16 protein-coding genes are annotated in these 15,834 nt (G+C 46.8%); all 16 read right to left on the bottom strand.

Translation table 11 applies throughout. From position 1 onward, the window contains the following. Window positions 1–16: 16 nt before the first annotated feature. Window positions 17–3,064: a putative baseplate assembly protein gene (locus tag AC58QD_RS06235; protein ID WP_497331123.1), complete on the bottom strand. Its 3,048-nt coding sequence runs from the start codon at window positions 3,062–3,064 to the stop codon at window positions 17–19. Between the two features lie 24 nt (window positions 3,065–3,088). Further along, window positions 3,089–3,484 carry a GPW/gp25 family protein gene (locus AC58QD_RS06230; protein WP_497331121.1) on the bottom strand — a complete coding sequence of 132 codons (396 nt, stop codon included), beginning with the start codon at window positions 3,482–3,484 and terminating at the stop codon, window positions 3,089–3,091. Between the two features lie 10 nt (window positions 3,485–3,494). Beyond that, window positions 3,495–3,785, bottom strand: a complete 291-nt coding sequence (locus AC58QD_RS06225; protein ID WP_497331119.1) for a PAAR domain-containing protein — start codon at window positions 3,783–3,785, stop codon at window positions 3,495–3,497. A gap of 17 nt (window positions 3,786–3,802) precedes the next feature. Further along, the gene (locus tag AC58QD_RS06220) at window positions 3,803–4,453 is read right to left on the bottom strand and encodes a phage baseplate assembly protein V (RefSeq protein WP_497331117.1); all 651 of its coding nucleotides are present in this window, start codon (window positions 4,451–4,453) and stop codon (window positions 3,803–3,805) included. Further along, complete coding sequence (locus AC58QD_RS06215) at window positions 4,450–5,529, bottom strand: phage late control D family protein (RefSeq protein ID WP_497331115.1); 1,080 nt, start codon at window positions 5,527–5,529, stop codon at window positions 4,450–4,452. Before AC58QD_RS06215 ends, AC58QD_RS06220 begins: the two co-directional genes overlap by 4 nt. A 4-nt stretch (window positions 5,530–5,533) precedes the next feature. Continuing rightward, window positions 5,534–6,166 (bottom strand): CIS tube protein, encoded by a 633-nt coding sequence (locus AC58QD_RS06210; RefSeq protein WP_497331113.1) that lies wholly within the window; start codon window positions 6,164–6,166, stop codon window positions 5,534–5,536. Window positions 6,167–6,242: 76 nt separating this feature from the next. Continuing rightward, window positions 6,243–7,406, bottom strand: coding sequence for a hypothetical protein (locus AC58QD_RS06205; RefSeq protein WP_497331111.1), 1,164 nt, complete (start codon window positions 7,404–7,406; stop codon window positions 6,243–6,245). 2 nt (window positions 7,407–7,408) lie between these two features. Continuing rightward, on the bottom strand, window positions 7,409–7,846 hold the full coding sequence (locus tag AC58QD_RS06200; protein ID WP_497331109.1) for a phage tail protein: 438 nt from the start codon (window positions 7,844–7,846) through the stop codon (window positions 7,409–7,411). A 12-nt stretch (window positions 7,847–7,858) separates the two neighbouring features. Beyond that, window positions 7,859–8,050, bottom strand: a complete 192-nt coding sequence (locus AC58QD_RS06195) for a DUF6760 family protein (RefSeq protein WP_497331407.1) — start codon at window positions 8,048–8,050, stop codon at window positions 7,859–7,861. Further along, the gene (locus AC58QD_RS06190) at window positions 8,035–8,403 is read right to left on the bottom strand and encodes a phage tail assembly protein (RefSeq protein ID WP_497331107.1); all 369 of its coding nucleotides are present in this window, start codon (window positions 8,401–8,403) and stop codon (window positions 8,035–8,037) included. Before AC58QD_RS06190 ends, AC58QD_RS06195 begins: the two co-directional genes overlap by 16 nt. Before the next feature lie 58 nt (window positions 8,404–8,461). Continuing rightward, window positions 8,462–8,899, bottom strand: coding sequence for a phage tail protein (locus tag AC58QD_RS06185; RefSeq protein ID WP_497331105.1), 438 nt, complete (start codon window positions 8,897–8,899; stop codon window positions 8,462–8,464). A 27-nt stretch (window positions 8,900–8,926) separates the two neighbouring features. Then, complete coding sequence (locus AC58QD_RS06180) at window positions 8,927–10,471, bottom strand: phage tail sheath family protein (RefSeq protein WP_497331103.1); 1,545 nt, start codon at window positions 10,469–10,471, stop codon at window positions 8,927–8,929. Window positions 10,472–10,522: 51 nt separating this feature from the next. Further along, window positions 10,523–11,113, bottom strand: coding sequence for a Pvc16 family protein (locus AC58QD_RS06175; protein ID WP_497331101.1), 591 nt, complete (start codon window positions 11,111–11,113; stop codon window positions 10,523–10,525). Between the two features lie 24 nt (window positions 11,114–11,137). Continuing rightward, window positions 11,138–13,384, bottom strand: coding sequence for an ATP-binding protein (locus AC58QD_RS06170; protein WP_497331099.1), 2,247 nt, complete (start codon window positions 13,382–13,384; stop codon window positions 11,138–11,140). Window positions 13,385–13,420: 36 nt separating this feature from the next. Continuing rightward, window positions 13,421–14,215: a peptidoglycan recognition protein family protein gene (locus tag AC58QD_RS06165; protein ID WP_497331405.1), complete on the bottom strand. Its 795-nt coding sequence runs from the start codon at window positions 14,213–14,215 to the stop codon at window positions 13,421–13,423. Between the two features lie 478 nt (window positions 14,216–14,693). Further along, a complete protein-coding gene (locus AC58QD_RS06160) occupies window positions 14,694–15,824 on the bottom strand; it encodes a low temperature requirement protein A (protein WP_497331097.1) in 1,131 nt (376 codons plus the stop codon). Window positions 15,825–15,834 lie beyond the last annotated feature (10 nt).

Genomic DNA, 15,834 nt, shown 5'->3' with positions numbered 1-15,834 from the left:
TCCGTTTTACACCTCTCTAATACGAGATTGATGACGATGCTTTAACCGTTGTATTATGCTCCCCGCTGAAAATTAACAGGTAGGGATGCGGGGTAATTGCGATTGGAAGGTCCTGTGTTACCTCGTAGGTCCCGCTTAACGGATCTCGGATCGTCATGCTGAGCTTATCAACATGATCCACATTGCGGTCAGCCTCCAACAAGGAATAGAAATCACTCAAGCAAGGCAGCTTTCCGAATTCCCAGCCCCTTCCATCAGAGCCTCCTGTAAGTGGGTGGAGAAAAGCTTTAAGCTTCCGCATCGCTTCTTGTTGGGCGGTAGGAACCATGTCGAACGAGCGCGCCACCAATACTGTGGCGATGGTGATCTCTACATAAACGGGCCCGATCACCTTCAATTGCTTCGGAAAGACGGCCACATTCGCAGCCCTGGCCTCCAAATAGCTTTGCACCTGGCGTCGAAGCTGTGGTGTTGGGTTTGGCTGATGGTCGCTAGTCTGTGGAACAATCATCACGGTTACCCACCCCGTTTCACGCTGGCCTCTATCGTTCAAGCCTGGTAAGCATTTGACTCTAGCAATGCCTTTGGCGGCATGGAGTGCAAGCTGCTCATAATCCTCGGCGGTTACGGCTCGATTCCGGTGCTTAATCCAGTAAGGACCCCGTTCCAGTGCTTGCTCCAGCAGCTCAGTATCAAATCCGCCTTCGGCTCCCTCCGGATTTGCGACACGATCGACAAATGCAATTGACGTTCTCAGCATATTGATTTCCGACGGTCCAACGTTCCCTATTGCACCGCCTCCCGTTCGATACACAGCTTTGACATTATCGGTCCCTATTGGAGGAACCATACCGTGAATCCCGTCGCCGAATCGGATCGTCCCGAACGTCTGATCAATCTCATAATGCCGGTCTGAAGCCTGCGAGTCGTTGAGTTTGTCCACTGGTGACCACCTCACCCAGAAATCGGTTGTTTGGCCTGCCCCGTCTTTGCCTTCTATCACAACCCTGTCACCGCTCTGAATCAAAGCTTTACGTTCCCCTTCTGAAAGAGCATGGATTTCATTCACATAGATTTGTTCTGAAAGAACCGGATGTCTGGACAAGCTGAAAACCATGAATGCTGTACCCTGACTCGAGCCAAGCATTTCCTCTGGAATACTTTCAGAATGCGTCACCATAGCTGTGTTCGGGTAAATGCCTTTCAGCTTTGGAGCTGGGGGGAATTCATGATCACCTGCTGGTACATATTTGTCCTCTGAATCTACGGCCCGAATCCAGTACTGTCTTTTCCCGAATAAACCAAGCTCCATGAAATCAATCGGACCGATGAACTCCACACACCCGTTCTGGGTAAGATGCCTGGTATCATCCAGAACATCAAGCTTTGCCCAGCTTCCTTGTCCGTCCAGCAGCCGATAATACTCCCACTCCATTCGGGGACGGTTGTCTTCCGTGTATTCCTGTTCACGAACTGAGAAATACAGGCTGATTGGACCCTTCAACGGCGGCCTGTCAAAGCCAAGATACAGTGATTGATGATTGTCCATCAGTGTATAAAAGGGCCTGATCGTCCGACCAGCCCCTACTACTGAGGTTTGATCCATGAAATCTATATTGTTGCTTGTGACGATGTGCTGCAGGTTTGTAGGCGATCCAGATACAGGCTGCGTATAATGGACTTGCAAACCGCTGATCTTCGGCACAATGTATTTAGGGGTCAGCTTATACTCCTTTTCACTCAGAACCATGCTCTCCCCCCCGTAACCGCCGCCGACAATCCTCACCCGGATCCAATAATTCAACTGCCCTTGAATCATTATTTCTGAGCTGTCTACAGGGTTGGTAAAAGCAAGTGTACGATCCGTTTTAAGCGTACCGGCACTGGTTTTCATAATAGAAAGGTTGTCAGAAACTCCAGTCAGCTTCCTCCAGCCCTTTCCATTCCAATACTCCCAGGTAAGCTCGGCAGTGATTGTTTGATCTGGCAAATTGTTGGGATTATCATGTTCGAGTGTAAACCGGAGTTCAACGTTGGCCCCTTTTTTGGAAAACGCCTCTTGACTCGCCACGAACATCGTATCGAATAGTCGCGGGGCTTTGCCAAATGGATAAAAGGTGCTCTCAGCATCCTGCTGAATATCATTGTAAAAAACAAGATCGGGCGCAGGAGGCTGCTTATCATTCATCACGATTACCTTCAAGGAATGGAGATGAAAATCTTGAAGCAATCGAATGGATGATGTAGAAGCAATGCCTCGAATCCATCTGCTGCGAACGGCATTTATTTCAGTCTCATCAACCTTCAGGCGCTGCATTTTCTTCAAAGTAAGCGTACCTGAATCTTGTTGCATGTTTAACTTCTCAATTGTTAAATTCGTCCAATCGTTTTCTTCGGACCAATATTGCCATTCAACCGAAGCGGCTAACAGCTCCAAATGATTAACCGTTAATCCTGCACCAGCAAGCTGAAGAGCAATGCTCACCTCGGATTCTACATTGAACAGCTCGCGATGACCCAAATAAAGGATGTGCGCTTGCTTGTTGTTCCCTCCGAACAGCTCAAAGTCTGTGAGTTCCGCGGAAAGAGCCTTGGTTCGAGCTGGCTGCAGAAAAGATGGGGGAGCTTGGTAGATTCCATCAACCTTCGGATTGAAACAGAACGCCTCCACTAGCTTGGCTGGTGTAGCCAATATCGATTTCTCTGTTTCAAAAATGATGGGCTTGCTGCCGTCTGCTGCCGGGGCAGCCAGCTGTGTCGCTGCTGAAATCAATACTGGCTCGGAAGCACCTTCGCTTAAATAAAAGGTCACCGGTCCTCGTGACGGTCTGGCAGGCTGCAGCTGTACGCCGAGCATGTTCAGGAAGGCGATAAAGTTTTTATCCGGTACCTGGTTAAGACGATGAATAATCCCCATGTACATTTGGGCGAACAGCTTCATCACAGCCACACCTGGATCCTTGTCGTCCTTCGCTTTCCATTCGGGAACGTAGTAAGGCACCAATTCCTGCATTTGTCTCAACAGGTCGTTTATGTCCCTCTTATCAATCCATGGAGCTTTCATTATTTCACCACCAATATGGGTCAGTTACCCTTCCCTCAAATAAAACGGATATACAAGATTGTAAGACTGGTTCGTGGCTCGAATCTGATATTGAATCCGAATCATAAGCCTTCCCGGATAGTCGTTGTCCTGAACGGCAGATACGTCTATAACTTCGATTCTGGGCTCCCACCGGATTAACGCTTCCCGAATACTTGACTCTGCTAACCCAAGGGTAGTCGTGTTCATGGAGGAGAAGACGAAATCATGGATGCCGCATCCGAACTCTGGCCTCATAATCCTTTCCCCTTTTGCCGTAAACAGGATAATCCGGATCGATTCTTCGATATCCTGATCGTTCGAGGACAACTCTGTTCTTCCAGTCATGCCATCAATTCGGACGGGAAAGGACCATCCTGTACCTAAAAACTCATTGGCCATTGTTGCCTCCTTATCCGATAAGCACGGTAGGTTCTCCAAGCAAAATGGTGTTCGGGGGTCCTGTTTCCGTAATACTGTCCCCCAGACGGACCGCAGGAAGCGAATTAATCAGAACTGTTGTACTGCCCATGGCCACCACGCCTCCCACATGGGGATTCGGTGTAGCTGCCGGACAGGTATGCATATCTGACATCGCTCTCCAGGCCGGTTTGCCGCCGATCAGAACATTGGCACTGCCTGGACCCGGACTTAAAGGGGTTCCATGACTCGTTAAATCTCCCATTCTTGCAGCAGGGGGCATTACCCGTCACTCCTGTTCTAATTAATTTTGACCAGTGCGCCTTGAATGGTAAGAGTGGCCCCGGCTTTAATCGTCATCATGGAACCAGCCTCGATCTCAACGGTTTGTGATTTCAGCTTGAGCTTCATGGCACTTTCCATAGCGATTTCATTTTGACTGGAATCGAATACGATCTTGTTGGAGCCCGATTTATCCGTAATCTCAATTTTTTCTGAGCCTGAGGTGTCATCAAGTACAATTTTATGGCCCGCTTTGGTTTGAATGATGACCTTCTCCTTACCGCTTTCGTCATTGAAGATCAGCTCATGTCCGCTTCTGGACTTGATTTGGCGGATGTTGTTCTTGCCATCCTCATGCGATGCAGGAGGTTTATCTTCTCCGTTCCATAAGGAGCCTATTACATACGGGTGGTGCAGATCCCCCATTTCAAAAGCAATAAGCACTTCATCGCCCACCTCAGGCAGAAAAAAGCTGCCGCGCTCATTACCCGCCATCAGGGTCGCGATTCTAGCCCAATAGCTCTCGTCGTCGCTATCGCGCCATGGGAATTTCACCTTCACGCGTCCCATATTCTCCGGATCTTGAATATTCGTTACGATGCCGACCGAAACCCCCTGCACCTGATCCCCTCTCGAATCTCTGGATTGCAACAAATCGTACAAGCTCATATGGCGTTCTCCTTGATATGAAAAGTGGTTTGATAGCCCGATGCGCTTATGCTGTGAACGCTTCGTTCGATATAGTACGTTTTGCTGAATCGTTTGCCGAGCCCCTCAAGACGGATCCTCTTACCAGGCAAAATATCAGGAATCCCGATAGTTTCCCCTCTCCCCTTCACGAGACCTTCGGCGTGCTTGTTCAGAATTGATTTCGCGAGAAGATCTGCTTCCTGTTGAGAAAACACCGGAAATCGGACGTGCTCTCGGATCGTTTCACGGGTCAGTCCCTGAATGAGCTCACCGCCGCTTTGACCAGAGCTTCTTCCTAGCTCATCACCGATACTGGCGGTACCGACGATCTCTCTTTTTGCTTTCGGATTCCAGCCCCTAACCTCTACCTCGCCGACTTGACCAGCCAGATTGATCTCAGGTTGGAAGGAAATCAAACTATGATTCCATCTGAGTGTGACGACAGGCTCGCTATCTACAGCCGGGGAGCGGAAATAAAGTGTTTCTCCAAAAACGTAGCATTCGTAGAAATTACGCTGAGCCAAGCTTTGAAGAAATTGAAAATCGCTTTGTCCTGATGCTTTCATCACTTTCGGGTGCGTAACCTTGGTATCCTCCACATCGCTCTTAAGGCCATAGTCCTGAAGCGCCAGTCTGGATGTAACATCACTATGCTTGATGTCATCCCATGATCGAGGCTTCATTCCTCTCATCAGCAAATGAGAAAGATCGAATCCGCTGATCACCAACTGGGGAGTACTATTGGACGGAAAACGGGTCGTGAGGGAAGTGATGATGCCAATCAGCATAATCGGTTTCGTGTTTGCGTAACCCATACGTATCGTCACTTTCTTGCCTGCAGGAAGGAAGTAATCGATCCATTTCAAATCTTGAGCGGCTAAATCAAATGCACTATTAATTGTGAATGTGAAATGATCAGCCTCGTTAAGCATGTGGTCGATGCTCACACTTGTAATTTCCATTCCTTCCCGAACGAGGTTTTTGCCTGCAACCTCGATCTCGAATCCGGGAGCGTAAAAATTCCCATATTTCTTTTCCAACAGATTGAAGTCCATCTCATCACTCCAAAGGAGGAACCTTTATTTGCATGCCAGGCTGCAGCTTCCGGGGATTGGAAATCCCATTAGCGGTGGCGATCATACGCCACTTGCTTGCTTCCCCATATTGACTCTCCGCGATCGCCGACAATGTCATGCCGGACTTGATCGTGATTTGTTTTGTTTTGTCCGACAATCCTGAGCTTGAATCAGCTTGTTCCGTTATCGTCTTATATTCTTTGAAAACGACCTGGAGGGAGGCGCGAACCGGGATTCCTGTACTAAGAAACATCGTGAAGCGCTGCGACACCTTTTCCAGTACGGCTTTAAATTCGAGCTTTCCCCATATAAACTTGCATATCGGAGGAGCATGAAGGTCGCTGTCTACTTGAAGCAGAGCGGTAACCTTTCCTGTGTACTTTCTGACGTCTTCGCCTTCCTCGTAAGAATCAAAGAACAGCTCCATCGTCAGCAGGTCCGCATTCCCGCTTATGAATTGTGTAGCCGGTGTAGATTTCCCAGGGAGTGCAACAGTATGAAATTGATTGCTCTTCTCGATTGAGTATTCCGTAGGATTGAACAGTACCTTCACCGGGTCCCCGCTTGCGTTTCCCTTCTCGTTTAACCGTTGAATCCACGCTTTTTCCAACGCCATTTGATCACCTCCACTCCAAACCGATTCGAGAAGGCGTGAACTCCTCTGAAGAATTAAAACTCCTAAATACGAATGATCACAGGCCTTTTCTTTGTCTTTCAATGATTAATTTCCGTTCCAGAACTTGATACACTTCCTCCGACAAGGTCTGAATATCGATGATCGGAGCTTGAATGGTTTCACGCGGCGAAGGTTTAGGTACTGCCTCTTGAGTCAGGCTTCCTGCCTCTTCGGTTCCTTCTTTGACGATCGTTGGCGTTCCCGGTTCTGGATGTCTCAGACTTGGCAAAGGAATCCGGTTAACCAGATTAGTTGAGCTTAGATGCGACACTGGAACATCCCTTGATAATTGTGACAAATCAGTATGAACCGGATTGTCTGTTCGCGTTGACTCAAGCCGAGTCGTTATAGAATGTCGCATCTTTTCTGATAAGTAAGTACGGCCCGTCGGAACGGAGGAAGATAACCATACAGCGGGTACTATCCTCCAATCTGTCCGACCGATCGATGACAAGAAAGCCTTTGAGTGCAGCGTGCTTCTTGAATGAAGCGTTTGAGTCGATTGAATCGATTGAAGTGAATCGCGAGCTTGAACTTCTTTAATCAGCATTATGGTTTGATTCATAAGCTTGGATTGATTCGCTTGGTTTCTATGATTCACATGCGTCACTTGCTTTGCCAGATTCGTTTGAAACCGTTGAATCTCCTTAACAGCCAGAAAAGTGATATTCGATTGAATCGTTTGATTTCCCAAGCCTTCTGCTGTGGTAAGTGATGTTCGGATTTCCGAAAGCTGCGGCTGAGCAAAAACATCATTCGAGTGCGAATAAGAAAGCTCCCGAAAACGTGTCAACTTTGTTAGATTAGTGCTGTTGACCCGGGAATCATCCCTGCTGGATGTATATTGCATGCTCGTTAAAGCATTCTTCTTGTACGATCTGGAGGTTGGATCCGTCCATTTCCGAATCGGCTGATTCCATAGGTTTCGACTGGATAATGAATACAAGCTTCGATTCAAGATCGAAGATAGAAAGTACACTATTCTTGGTGCTGAATGAACTACATGCCTTTCCGTAACTCGCTCCCTAATCAAGGTCATCCAGCCGCCTTGCTTTTGTTCCAGGAAGACAAGGAAAGGGGGCGCCAGTCTATTCCTCCCTACGAGACCGTATTTCTTCCGAATAAGGTTGGCAAAATCCGTATGAGGGATGGACGGAGTTGGATTATCGTCAGTGATCAACTTCATCCTTCCTTACTAAACCCATTATGGGCTAATTCGATCGTCTCAAAGGCGACACCACCATTGTCTGCATGCAGCTCGGGACCCTTCCATTTAACCGGATACGCCTGATAGAAATTCCACCTCCAGCTTTCAGACCCGGAGTAATCTAACAGCAGCACGGACCCGCTTTTGCGCTTGACCTGCCCGCTAGCCGCATCCTGATACCATTTCCATAAGGTGTCCGAATACGTAAGACCCCGTTTAAGAATCAAATTGGGAAATTTCGAAGCTTTGGGCAGCTTGTGCGCATAACCGTTCATGCCGCCTTCTTGATACTCCTCAATGTCCATCTCTGCTTGTAGGCCGGTAATTTCGGTAAATCCGCCAACGACCAAACCATCGATTTCAACTAAAAATTTGTAGTTGGTGAGCGGATCAATCCTTAATAGCGCTGCCATGGGGTCTCCTCCCTAGAGCTTGAACACATTATCCGGCTCCTTGTTAACCTTGCGGTTGATGGACGAGATTTCCTCGCACCATCTAGCCCTTTCCCGATGCTCCAACGACATAATTTCTTGATGCGGCCAGTGAAAGTAATAAGCAATGAAGGCTACCTCCTCATAAAGCTTGTCAAGGGGGTAACCGCTTAGACTTCCCCCAATCCGCTCACCTCTACGGCAAATTTATGATCACATCGCGGACATTCCGCATCCACGCTTGGCAACCCGGTTTCATTGATTTGCCGGTAAAACAGCTGCAGAAAGGCCAAGTCTCCTGAGAATAGCCCCTCCACAACTCCAGGATTTATCGTCTGCAAATCCCCCAGCTTCGTAATGACTCGGGACAACAGGATGATCGTTAAGTAGGCAGGATTTTGCTGCACCCTAGGGTCTTTCAGCGGTAAAATCTCATCAGCTGCAGTTGCCAGACGCATTACACCTTCACGATGCAGACTCCCATGCTTGTCAACATAACCTTTTGGCAGTGTAAATTCGTATTCGGTTACAAAACTCATTCCTTCATCCTCCAGCAATCATTAGTTAGACACCCAAAAGGAAGTGTTGTCTTAGTTGTCAGCTTACGCGTGCCATGCCCTCATGGACGATTTCCAGCGATTCGACTGCAATATCGTTGCCCTTCGCACTGAGATCGGGAGCATCGTATTTGCTAGGCCATGCATTGACAAAATCCCAACGGGCTTTATCATTGCCGGCCTCATCCACGACCACAATCGATATATTTTTACGGAGTACATTGCCGCCAGCCACTTCTTTATGCCAATTATAAATTTCCATGGAGTCCGTGATACCCCATTTCAAGCTAATGTTGCCGTATTTGGTTAAACCGGGGAGCTTGCGTGCATGAGTGGGTTCATTGCCCTCCCTGTATTCAATTACATCGATCGTAGAATCAAAGCCTGAAACATCGCTGAACCCAGCCTGTTGGATTCCATCGATCTCCACTCTAAACCGAAAATTCCGAAAAGGGTCTTTCCGCTGTCCTGTTGCCATAGTATAGGCCTCCTTATGAATGATTAATTAAGCTCCGCTTCCATCCGAACCGCCCGCTACCTGCGCAATACGGAAGACGACGAATTCAGCTGGCTTCACTGGAGCGACGCCAATCAATACAATCAGCCGTCCATTATCAATGTCGTCCTGGGTCATAGTAGTACGATCTACCTTTACAAAGAATGCCTCTTCCGGCTTGGTCCCCATAAGAGCACCATCCCGCCATACCCGGGTCAAAAATTCATTGATCGTACGTTTCACTCTTGCCCACAGCTTCTCATCGTTCGGTTCAAAGACGACCCACTGCGTGCCTTCATCAATTGACTCTTCCAGGAAAATAAACAGTCGGCGGACATTGATATATTTCCAGGAAGCATCGCTCGATAAGGTGCGCGCACCCCATACGCGAATCCCACGTCCAGGAAACGCCCGGATAACATTAACTCCTCGCGGATTAAGCAGATCCTGTTCACGTTTCATAATCTGGAATTCCAGATCAACCGCACCGCGAACAACCTCGTTGGCAGGTGCTTTGTGAACCCCGCGCTCCACGTCTGTCCGTGCGTAGATGCCGGCCATATGGCCTCCCGGAGGGACCGTACGAAGCATACCGCTTTCCGGATCGACCACCTTGATCCATGGATAATAGAACGCAGCGTATTTGGTTTCATTGGAATCGCGAGGCTTAAGGGAATCAAGGCTTGCGGTATTTGGTGGTGAATCTATAATGGCGAACCGATCCTTTAAGTTCTCGCAATGTGTGATTAGCGCTCCTGTCAACCCATCAACAGCATTGGAGTTCGGGGCATATACGATTGAGATTTCATCAATTTCGGCAAATCCGGTTAAGCTCTTCCGACTTCCGGGAACATCCGAATCCGTCCTAGTGTAATCGTTAAGTACTAGCGTAGTAGCAGCGTCTCCGGAATCCTTCCCTCCCGTTAATGACGCTACAGCGCTAACCTTCGGCAGAGTTCCTGTATCCCCCGTTTTTTGAGAAATCGTAACAAGATGGGAAATTCCGTTCATTCTTTTTGCATAGAAATCCGGAGATCCTGCATCTAAAGAAAGATTATCGAAGGATTCTGTAACTGCAGGACGAGGTTGCGTTTTGGTGTTTGACTCAGGATCAAAAAGAGTAGTAACCGTCTGTTTCCAGTAGAAAAGACTAATTTTAAATCCGCTAAGCGATCCCAATGAAACCTTTGCAGCAATCCGGTTCCCCCAAGCACCCTCGCCTATCGCTTCCAAGGTGAGAGCATCATCATCATCATCATGCGCTAGCTTCAGTTCAGCTTTAGTTGCGCTTGCCTTTACAATGCTGCCAATATAGCACCGTTGTCCTCCATTATCGAAGAAGCCTTGCACAGCATAGGGCAAATGTTGACCTGTGCCAAAGTAACCGCCAAACACCCTTTGGTAATCGAGCCAGCTTGTTACAAGTCTTGGCGTCGAAGGCCCTCGTTCGGTTTGGCCCAAGAAGCCAACTGTGCTCGTTGATACACCCTCGACAGGTTTTCCACCGATCTCGATTTCCTCGACATAAACTCCGGGCGATAAGTATTCCGGCATTTTAGTTCCTCCCTTATGTATGTTGATATTCCATCCTTAATTGCCTCACTGTTATGATCCTGGCTTGATCGGGTCTAAAGTCAGTATTCGTTGTGTTACCCGATTGGCATCCGAAATACGCTCTGATTCGATTGATACCGGGGATACTACGTAACACACAGAAGGCTTGAGATTATGATCAGAGAACGAGCTCCAAATCTCGGACAACTCCGATAATGACAAGGAATTCAACTTAATCCGCAGCTTCTCATCACCTGCTGTCAATCCTCCTTGCAAATCCGGACCCTCGATGATGGAATGATCGTACATCACCTTCATCGCCCTGCCCAGAATCCGATGCTCTTCCAAGGTGCGCTCGGTCAAGTCCAGCACCGAAGAATGAGCAGTGAGCATAAAGTAAAGATCCAGGACGAGCGGTGGAGCTTGCAGCTGCCCAGTACCCCAAGAACGCGATTCCTGGTTGCTCATAAACGGATTCTCCATAATACTGTACAAAAATAATGTAAGTCTGGTATTCGGTCCGGTCAGTTCCGCCGGCGACTGAAGCCCGATGGAGCTTGGGTTGATCATGTCCACCATTTGCTCTTGCAACAGCTTGAGCAGTGTTGAGCCTGCGTCAGCAATAACCGTATCTCCTGCCAATTCCCAAACCTCCTTTCTATTGCGTTAGGACAATAATTCGAAATAAGGCCCAAATTGATCTTTCGAGCTAATTTTACCAATTTTGTCCATTTCTCTCGCGACTGCGCGAATCAAATGCTTCATGCCGATCGCTTCCGACTGTTCCGCGGCAAGAAAAGCAGCTGATACCACGGCATTTTTGATATGTCCTCCGGACAATTTGAAGCTTCGGGCCAAAAAATGCCAATCGATGTTGTCAGCAAGCGGAGCCTCCGCAGGGAACATGGAGCGCCAGATCTCATAGCGGTGCTCTTCATCCGGTAAAGCGAGCTCAATGCTGAACTGCATCCGCCGAATAAAAGCTTCATCCAGGTTGTTATACAGATTGGTCGCCAGGATTGTAACACCGTTATACTCTTCCATTTTATGGAGCAAGTAAGCTATCTCCGTATTGGCATGACGGTCATGAGCATCCTTCACCTCGGTGCGTTTCCCGAACAATGCGTCAGCTTCATCAAAGAACAATATAGCGTAGCTGTCCTGGGCCTCGCGAAAAACTTTATGCAGGTTTTTTTCCGTCTCCCCGATGTACTTGCTTACTACTTGCGATAGATCGATCCGATAAATCTCCAGCTCTAGTTCCTTTGCAATCACTTCAGCTGCAGTTGTTTTGCCGGTACCGGGCGGACCATGCAGCAAGATGTTTAACCCCTTGCCTCGGGGCAGCTTTCGCTCAAATCCCCAATCCCCAAAGACCGTGCGCCGTAATTTAACCTGATCGATCAATTCCTTCAACTGCTTTTTTTGGTCCTTGGGTAGAATAAGATCGTTCCATGTGCTATCGGGCTCCAGCTTGTTGGCCAGTAACCGCAATTTGTGGTTCGTTTGAGCATAACAGGCTCGTTGAATATCTTCTCTTCCAATTCTCCCCTCTTCCGGGTTACGCCAGAGAGCATACGATTGGGCCATATGAAGCGCATTCTGAATACGGCCGGGCGTGAAACGGAATTTCTCCGCCAACGACACCAAATCAATCGACTCCTCGAAGCAGTACGGTTCGGATAACCGTTCCCATGCATGATGACGGCTCAATGAATCAGTATGACTAAATGGCACTGGGATATAAAAGCTTTGCTTAGCAACGTCCAGAGGAATCTGCGATTCCTCGCCGAGCATAAAGGAAAGCGGCGGAAAGCTGCGACTCCGCTCTTGGAAGCAGTCGATTTCGATCCTGTATTTGTCTTCCTGGGCAAACAAGGAATCTATATGCTTCAAACATAACGCCGCAGAATGAAGTCGCGCCTCCCTGCACAACAGAATTAAAGCTTCCGGGAAAGTAAGGGGGTGGTGAAGGATCTTAGCGATATCCCCTATGATCAAAGGAATCCCGAGATCCCTGCATACCGATTCGGCCAAGCTTTGCTTACCGGCTCCTTCAGGACCGGTCAAACCAAATACAAGCTTTTGCTTCAACCTCCCGGTTGTGTTCATCTGGATTTTGATCAAGCTTCTTACACGGTTTGTCTGTTCTTCATCAGCACTCGATATGAAATCGGCCGGTGGGAAGATAATGTGTGCTGCGCGGTTCAGTCTCGGGTCCAATTGCTGATGTCCTAACAAGAAATGAATGATTTGCGAGTCCAAATGGAGAGGGCGCGTGAGTAAGTTCAAGGAGGATTCCGATTCGGTGAATCGCAATACTTGGTGTGTGATCAGTCCTGACTGAGGATGAAAAGCTTTACGCACAAGCATAGGATCGGAAATGGAGGACTTGAGCAGGTTCATAATTAAACCCACGCTCGGTTTGTGCCTCGTCACGTCGTCCTGCAAGTAGGCATAAATTTTTTCATACTTGGAGTTCATCTCAGGAGCCAGGCAAAGGAGTACGATTTGCTCTTCCAAGTCGGTTAGCTGAAATCGTTCTGATAGTTGGGGAAGCGCAAGAGAAGTACTATGAAGCAAACTGATTGCCCTTCTCTGTTGGATAATGGGTTGAAGTAGTTCCAATTGTTCGGTTAAATCTCTAATACGCCTTTCACGCGTGCTTACTTCGAACGGTCCCGAAGAGGAGTTATCAGGCTCTGCGAACAAGTTTAGGACAGCTTCCTCAGAAAGCACAATTCCTCTAAACGGATCCAACGGATGCTCCGGGAATTGTCCCGAACAGCGAAGAACTTGGATGTGGAGGATAAGGTCAAGACGTCTCAGTTCGTCCTGCAGATAGTCCGAATTGCTCGCATAAGGCGCATCCAGTAAATCCGCGTTGCTCCCACTCCGTTGTAAGTGAGCCATAAACTTGATTGTCTACCTCCTTATGAGAAGCACAAATTACTCTTTAGTAAGCATTCCGCTTCTGTACATGATCGTTAGTGTCCGATAGAAGTCGTGTGAGCCCCCGTCTGGGGTATCGATCAACCCTTTATTAAGGGCACATTGAACGCCTTCTGCCGCCCACTCGGGTATTTGAGCTAAACGAAGACCCATCTCCAATTGTTGAACACGGTTCTCCAATTCACAATTTTTGGTATGTAGCTCATCCATTCTTTGAGCGAGCTGTTGAAGCATCGGCAGCCCTCCTTCTCTTAATATCTCAGTCAAATCGGCGATATCCGATAAGTACGCAACCCATAATGGCTCGCCTTGTAAACCGTCGATGTGCAGATTTTCCCGGATCCATGCCGTCTGCGCCCCTGTAAAACCGATACCAGCACATAGCTGGTCATCAAAGACCTGATCTACAAACGGGAGCGGGCAAGGCTTACCTGTCACATCATAATGGCGCATTACGTTACATGTGGCATCCCATCCATACAAATAGCACCAATAGGCCATCACCCACACAGCCCGTTTGTACGATTCGCGGAAATTGCCATCCGCATTCACACACATCTCATGGCCGAGTGTACAGTTGTTCGGATATGTTCCAAAGTGCGATGTGCGGTAAGACTTAGCACCAACGTGATAAGCCATCTCAGCTTCATCAAGCTGGAACGGAAGCGCAGCAACAATCGTTTGGCAGTCGCCAATTGTGTGCGCCGAAGCGTATGTATCTTTCAATGATTCAAAATAATTGCGATTAGCCCATGCATTTGCCCCATTCCCGATATTGCCGGTCCAATGAATGACCCCGCCTAGGGGAATAATACGCTTTCCTGGTCTGACCCATTGATCAGTCGTAACGAATGCATTGACGATTTCATAACCGCCTTCATAAATGATTTCTTCCAGTATTGTAGTGATCTAGTTCACCTCCTTTCTTTCTGACACAGCTGATGAGAAAACAATATTCTCCTAATCTTATTCCACTCCTTCCCGAACATGGTATAAATAGGTCTTCCTTGCACAAATTGCATCCGGGTACCTAAAGCACGCCAAGTATTCTATCCAGCATTAGCGACTGAAGATGCAAATTTTTCCTGTTACTTTTGGAGGAGTTGATACACAACTTGACAGCAGATTTATACAAATTATTCAATAATGTTTACATATATTTAGTTATGTTAACTCATTGTTGCTAACATATCGAATATAAAAAAACACCGCCTAAAAGTTGGCGATGTTTACTTACAACGATTACGTAATAACCTACACGTTTATTTTCTCAACTCGTTAATTTAGCATATACAACAAAGAACACCATCACTTCTCCAATAATTATGTAATTTGGTATTAAGAAAAACAAATCCACTGTAAAAAAAACTCCAAGTAAGCCTAATAATAACGCTAAATGAGATATCCCCAATCTTAGATGTAGATGTCTATATTTATGGAAGACCAACGATGTTGAAAAAAAGTAAAGCAATACAGATCCAAAAATAAAGCTTAACATAAATAAGTAATTTAATTGTTCCAAAAATAACAATTGAATCGAAGCTGCGATCATACACATGGATAAATAAATGAATAAATGACCATAAATTATAGTTTGCCCTGCAGTCTCTATTGTTTTGTTCACTTTCTTTTCGACATTATCAAAATATTGCCACCACATAGCAATAATTAATAAAAAAGTTATTGACGCAAATATAATAGATTGCCACGTCCAGTAGCTGGACTGTAATACTGTTAGTATACTGATAACTGCTTCGCCAAGAAGAATAAGTGTAAACAGTGAGAAGCGTTCTAATAAATGGTGAGTATTTATTGGGGTTTTCACCAAGTATTTCCGACCAATTAATGGAAGCAATATGTCTACAGTAATTCCCGCATACAAAACTACATAACGAATCCACGAGTCAAAGAATAATGATGAAGAAGATATCACCAAACCAATCCAAAAGCGACTCCCCAAATAACGGGCAGTGATCTTTCTACTTGCTTCTTCTTCTATCTTATATACTGTAATATATTGAATGGCAGTCATAGCTCTTAAACCGACATAGCCTACTAAGAATGGAATATAGTATTGATCAAAATCAACGGATAGGCTTGCCGTCATTATTAATACAAAAAATAATTGTAGAATCAGAAATATTCGGTGAGAAATGATATCTTGTCCAAACCGATTAACAAAGAGCGATTGCCCTACCCAAGCCCACCAGATCGGAACAAATATCAGGACGAATTTCGTTAAGTATTCTACTGGAATTGAGCCATCTTCGACATGTAACAAGACATGACTCGCCTTTGAAACAGCCGCTACAAAAAGTAGATCATAAAATAGTTCTAACCAGGTAACTTTCTTCTCAGCAAATGCTGCAGTGTGTTGAAATCCCGATGCGTGTTTATTCATCATTATGCTC

The organism is Paenibacillus sp. J2R1T-4 (genome assembly GCF_059692235.1).
Note: the sequence above shows the minus strand (reverse complement) of the source record. Positions and strands in the feature narration are given on the sequence as shown.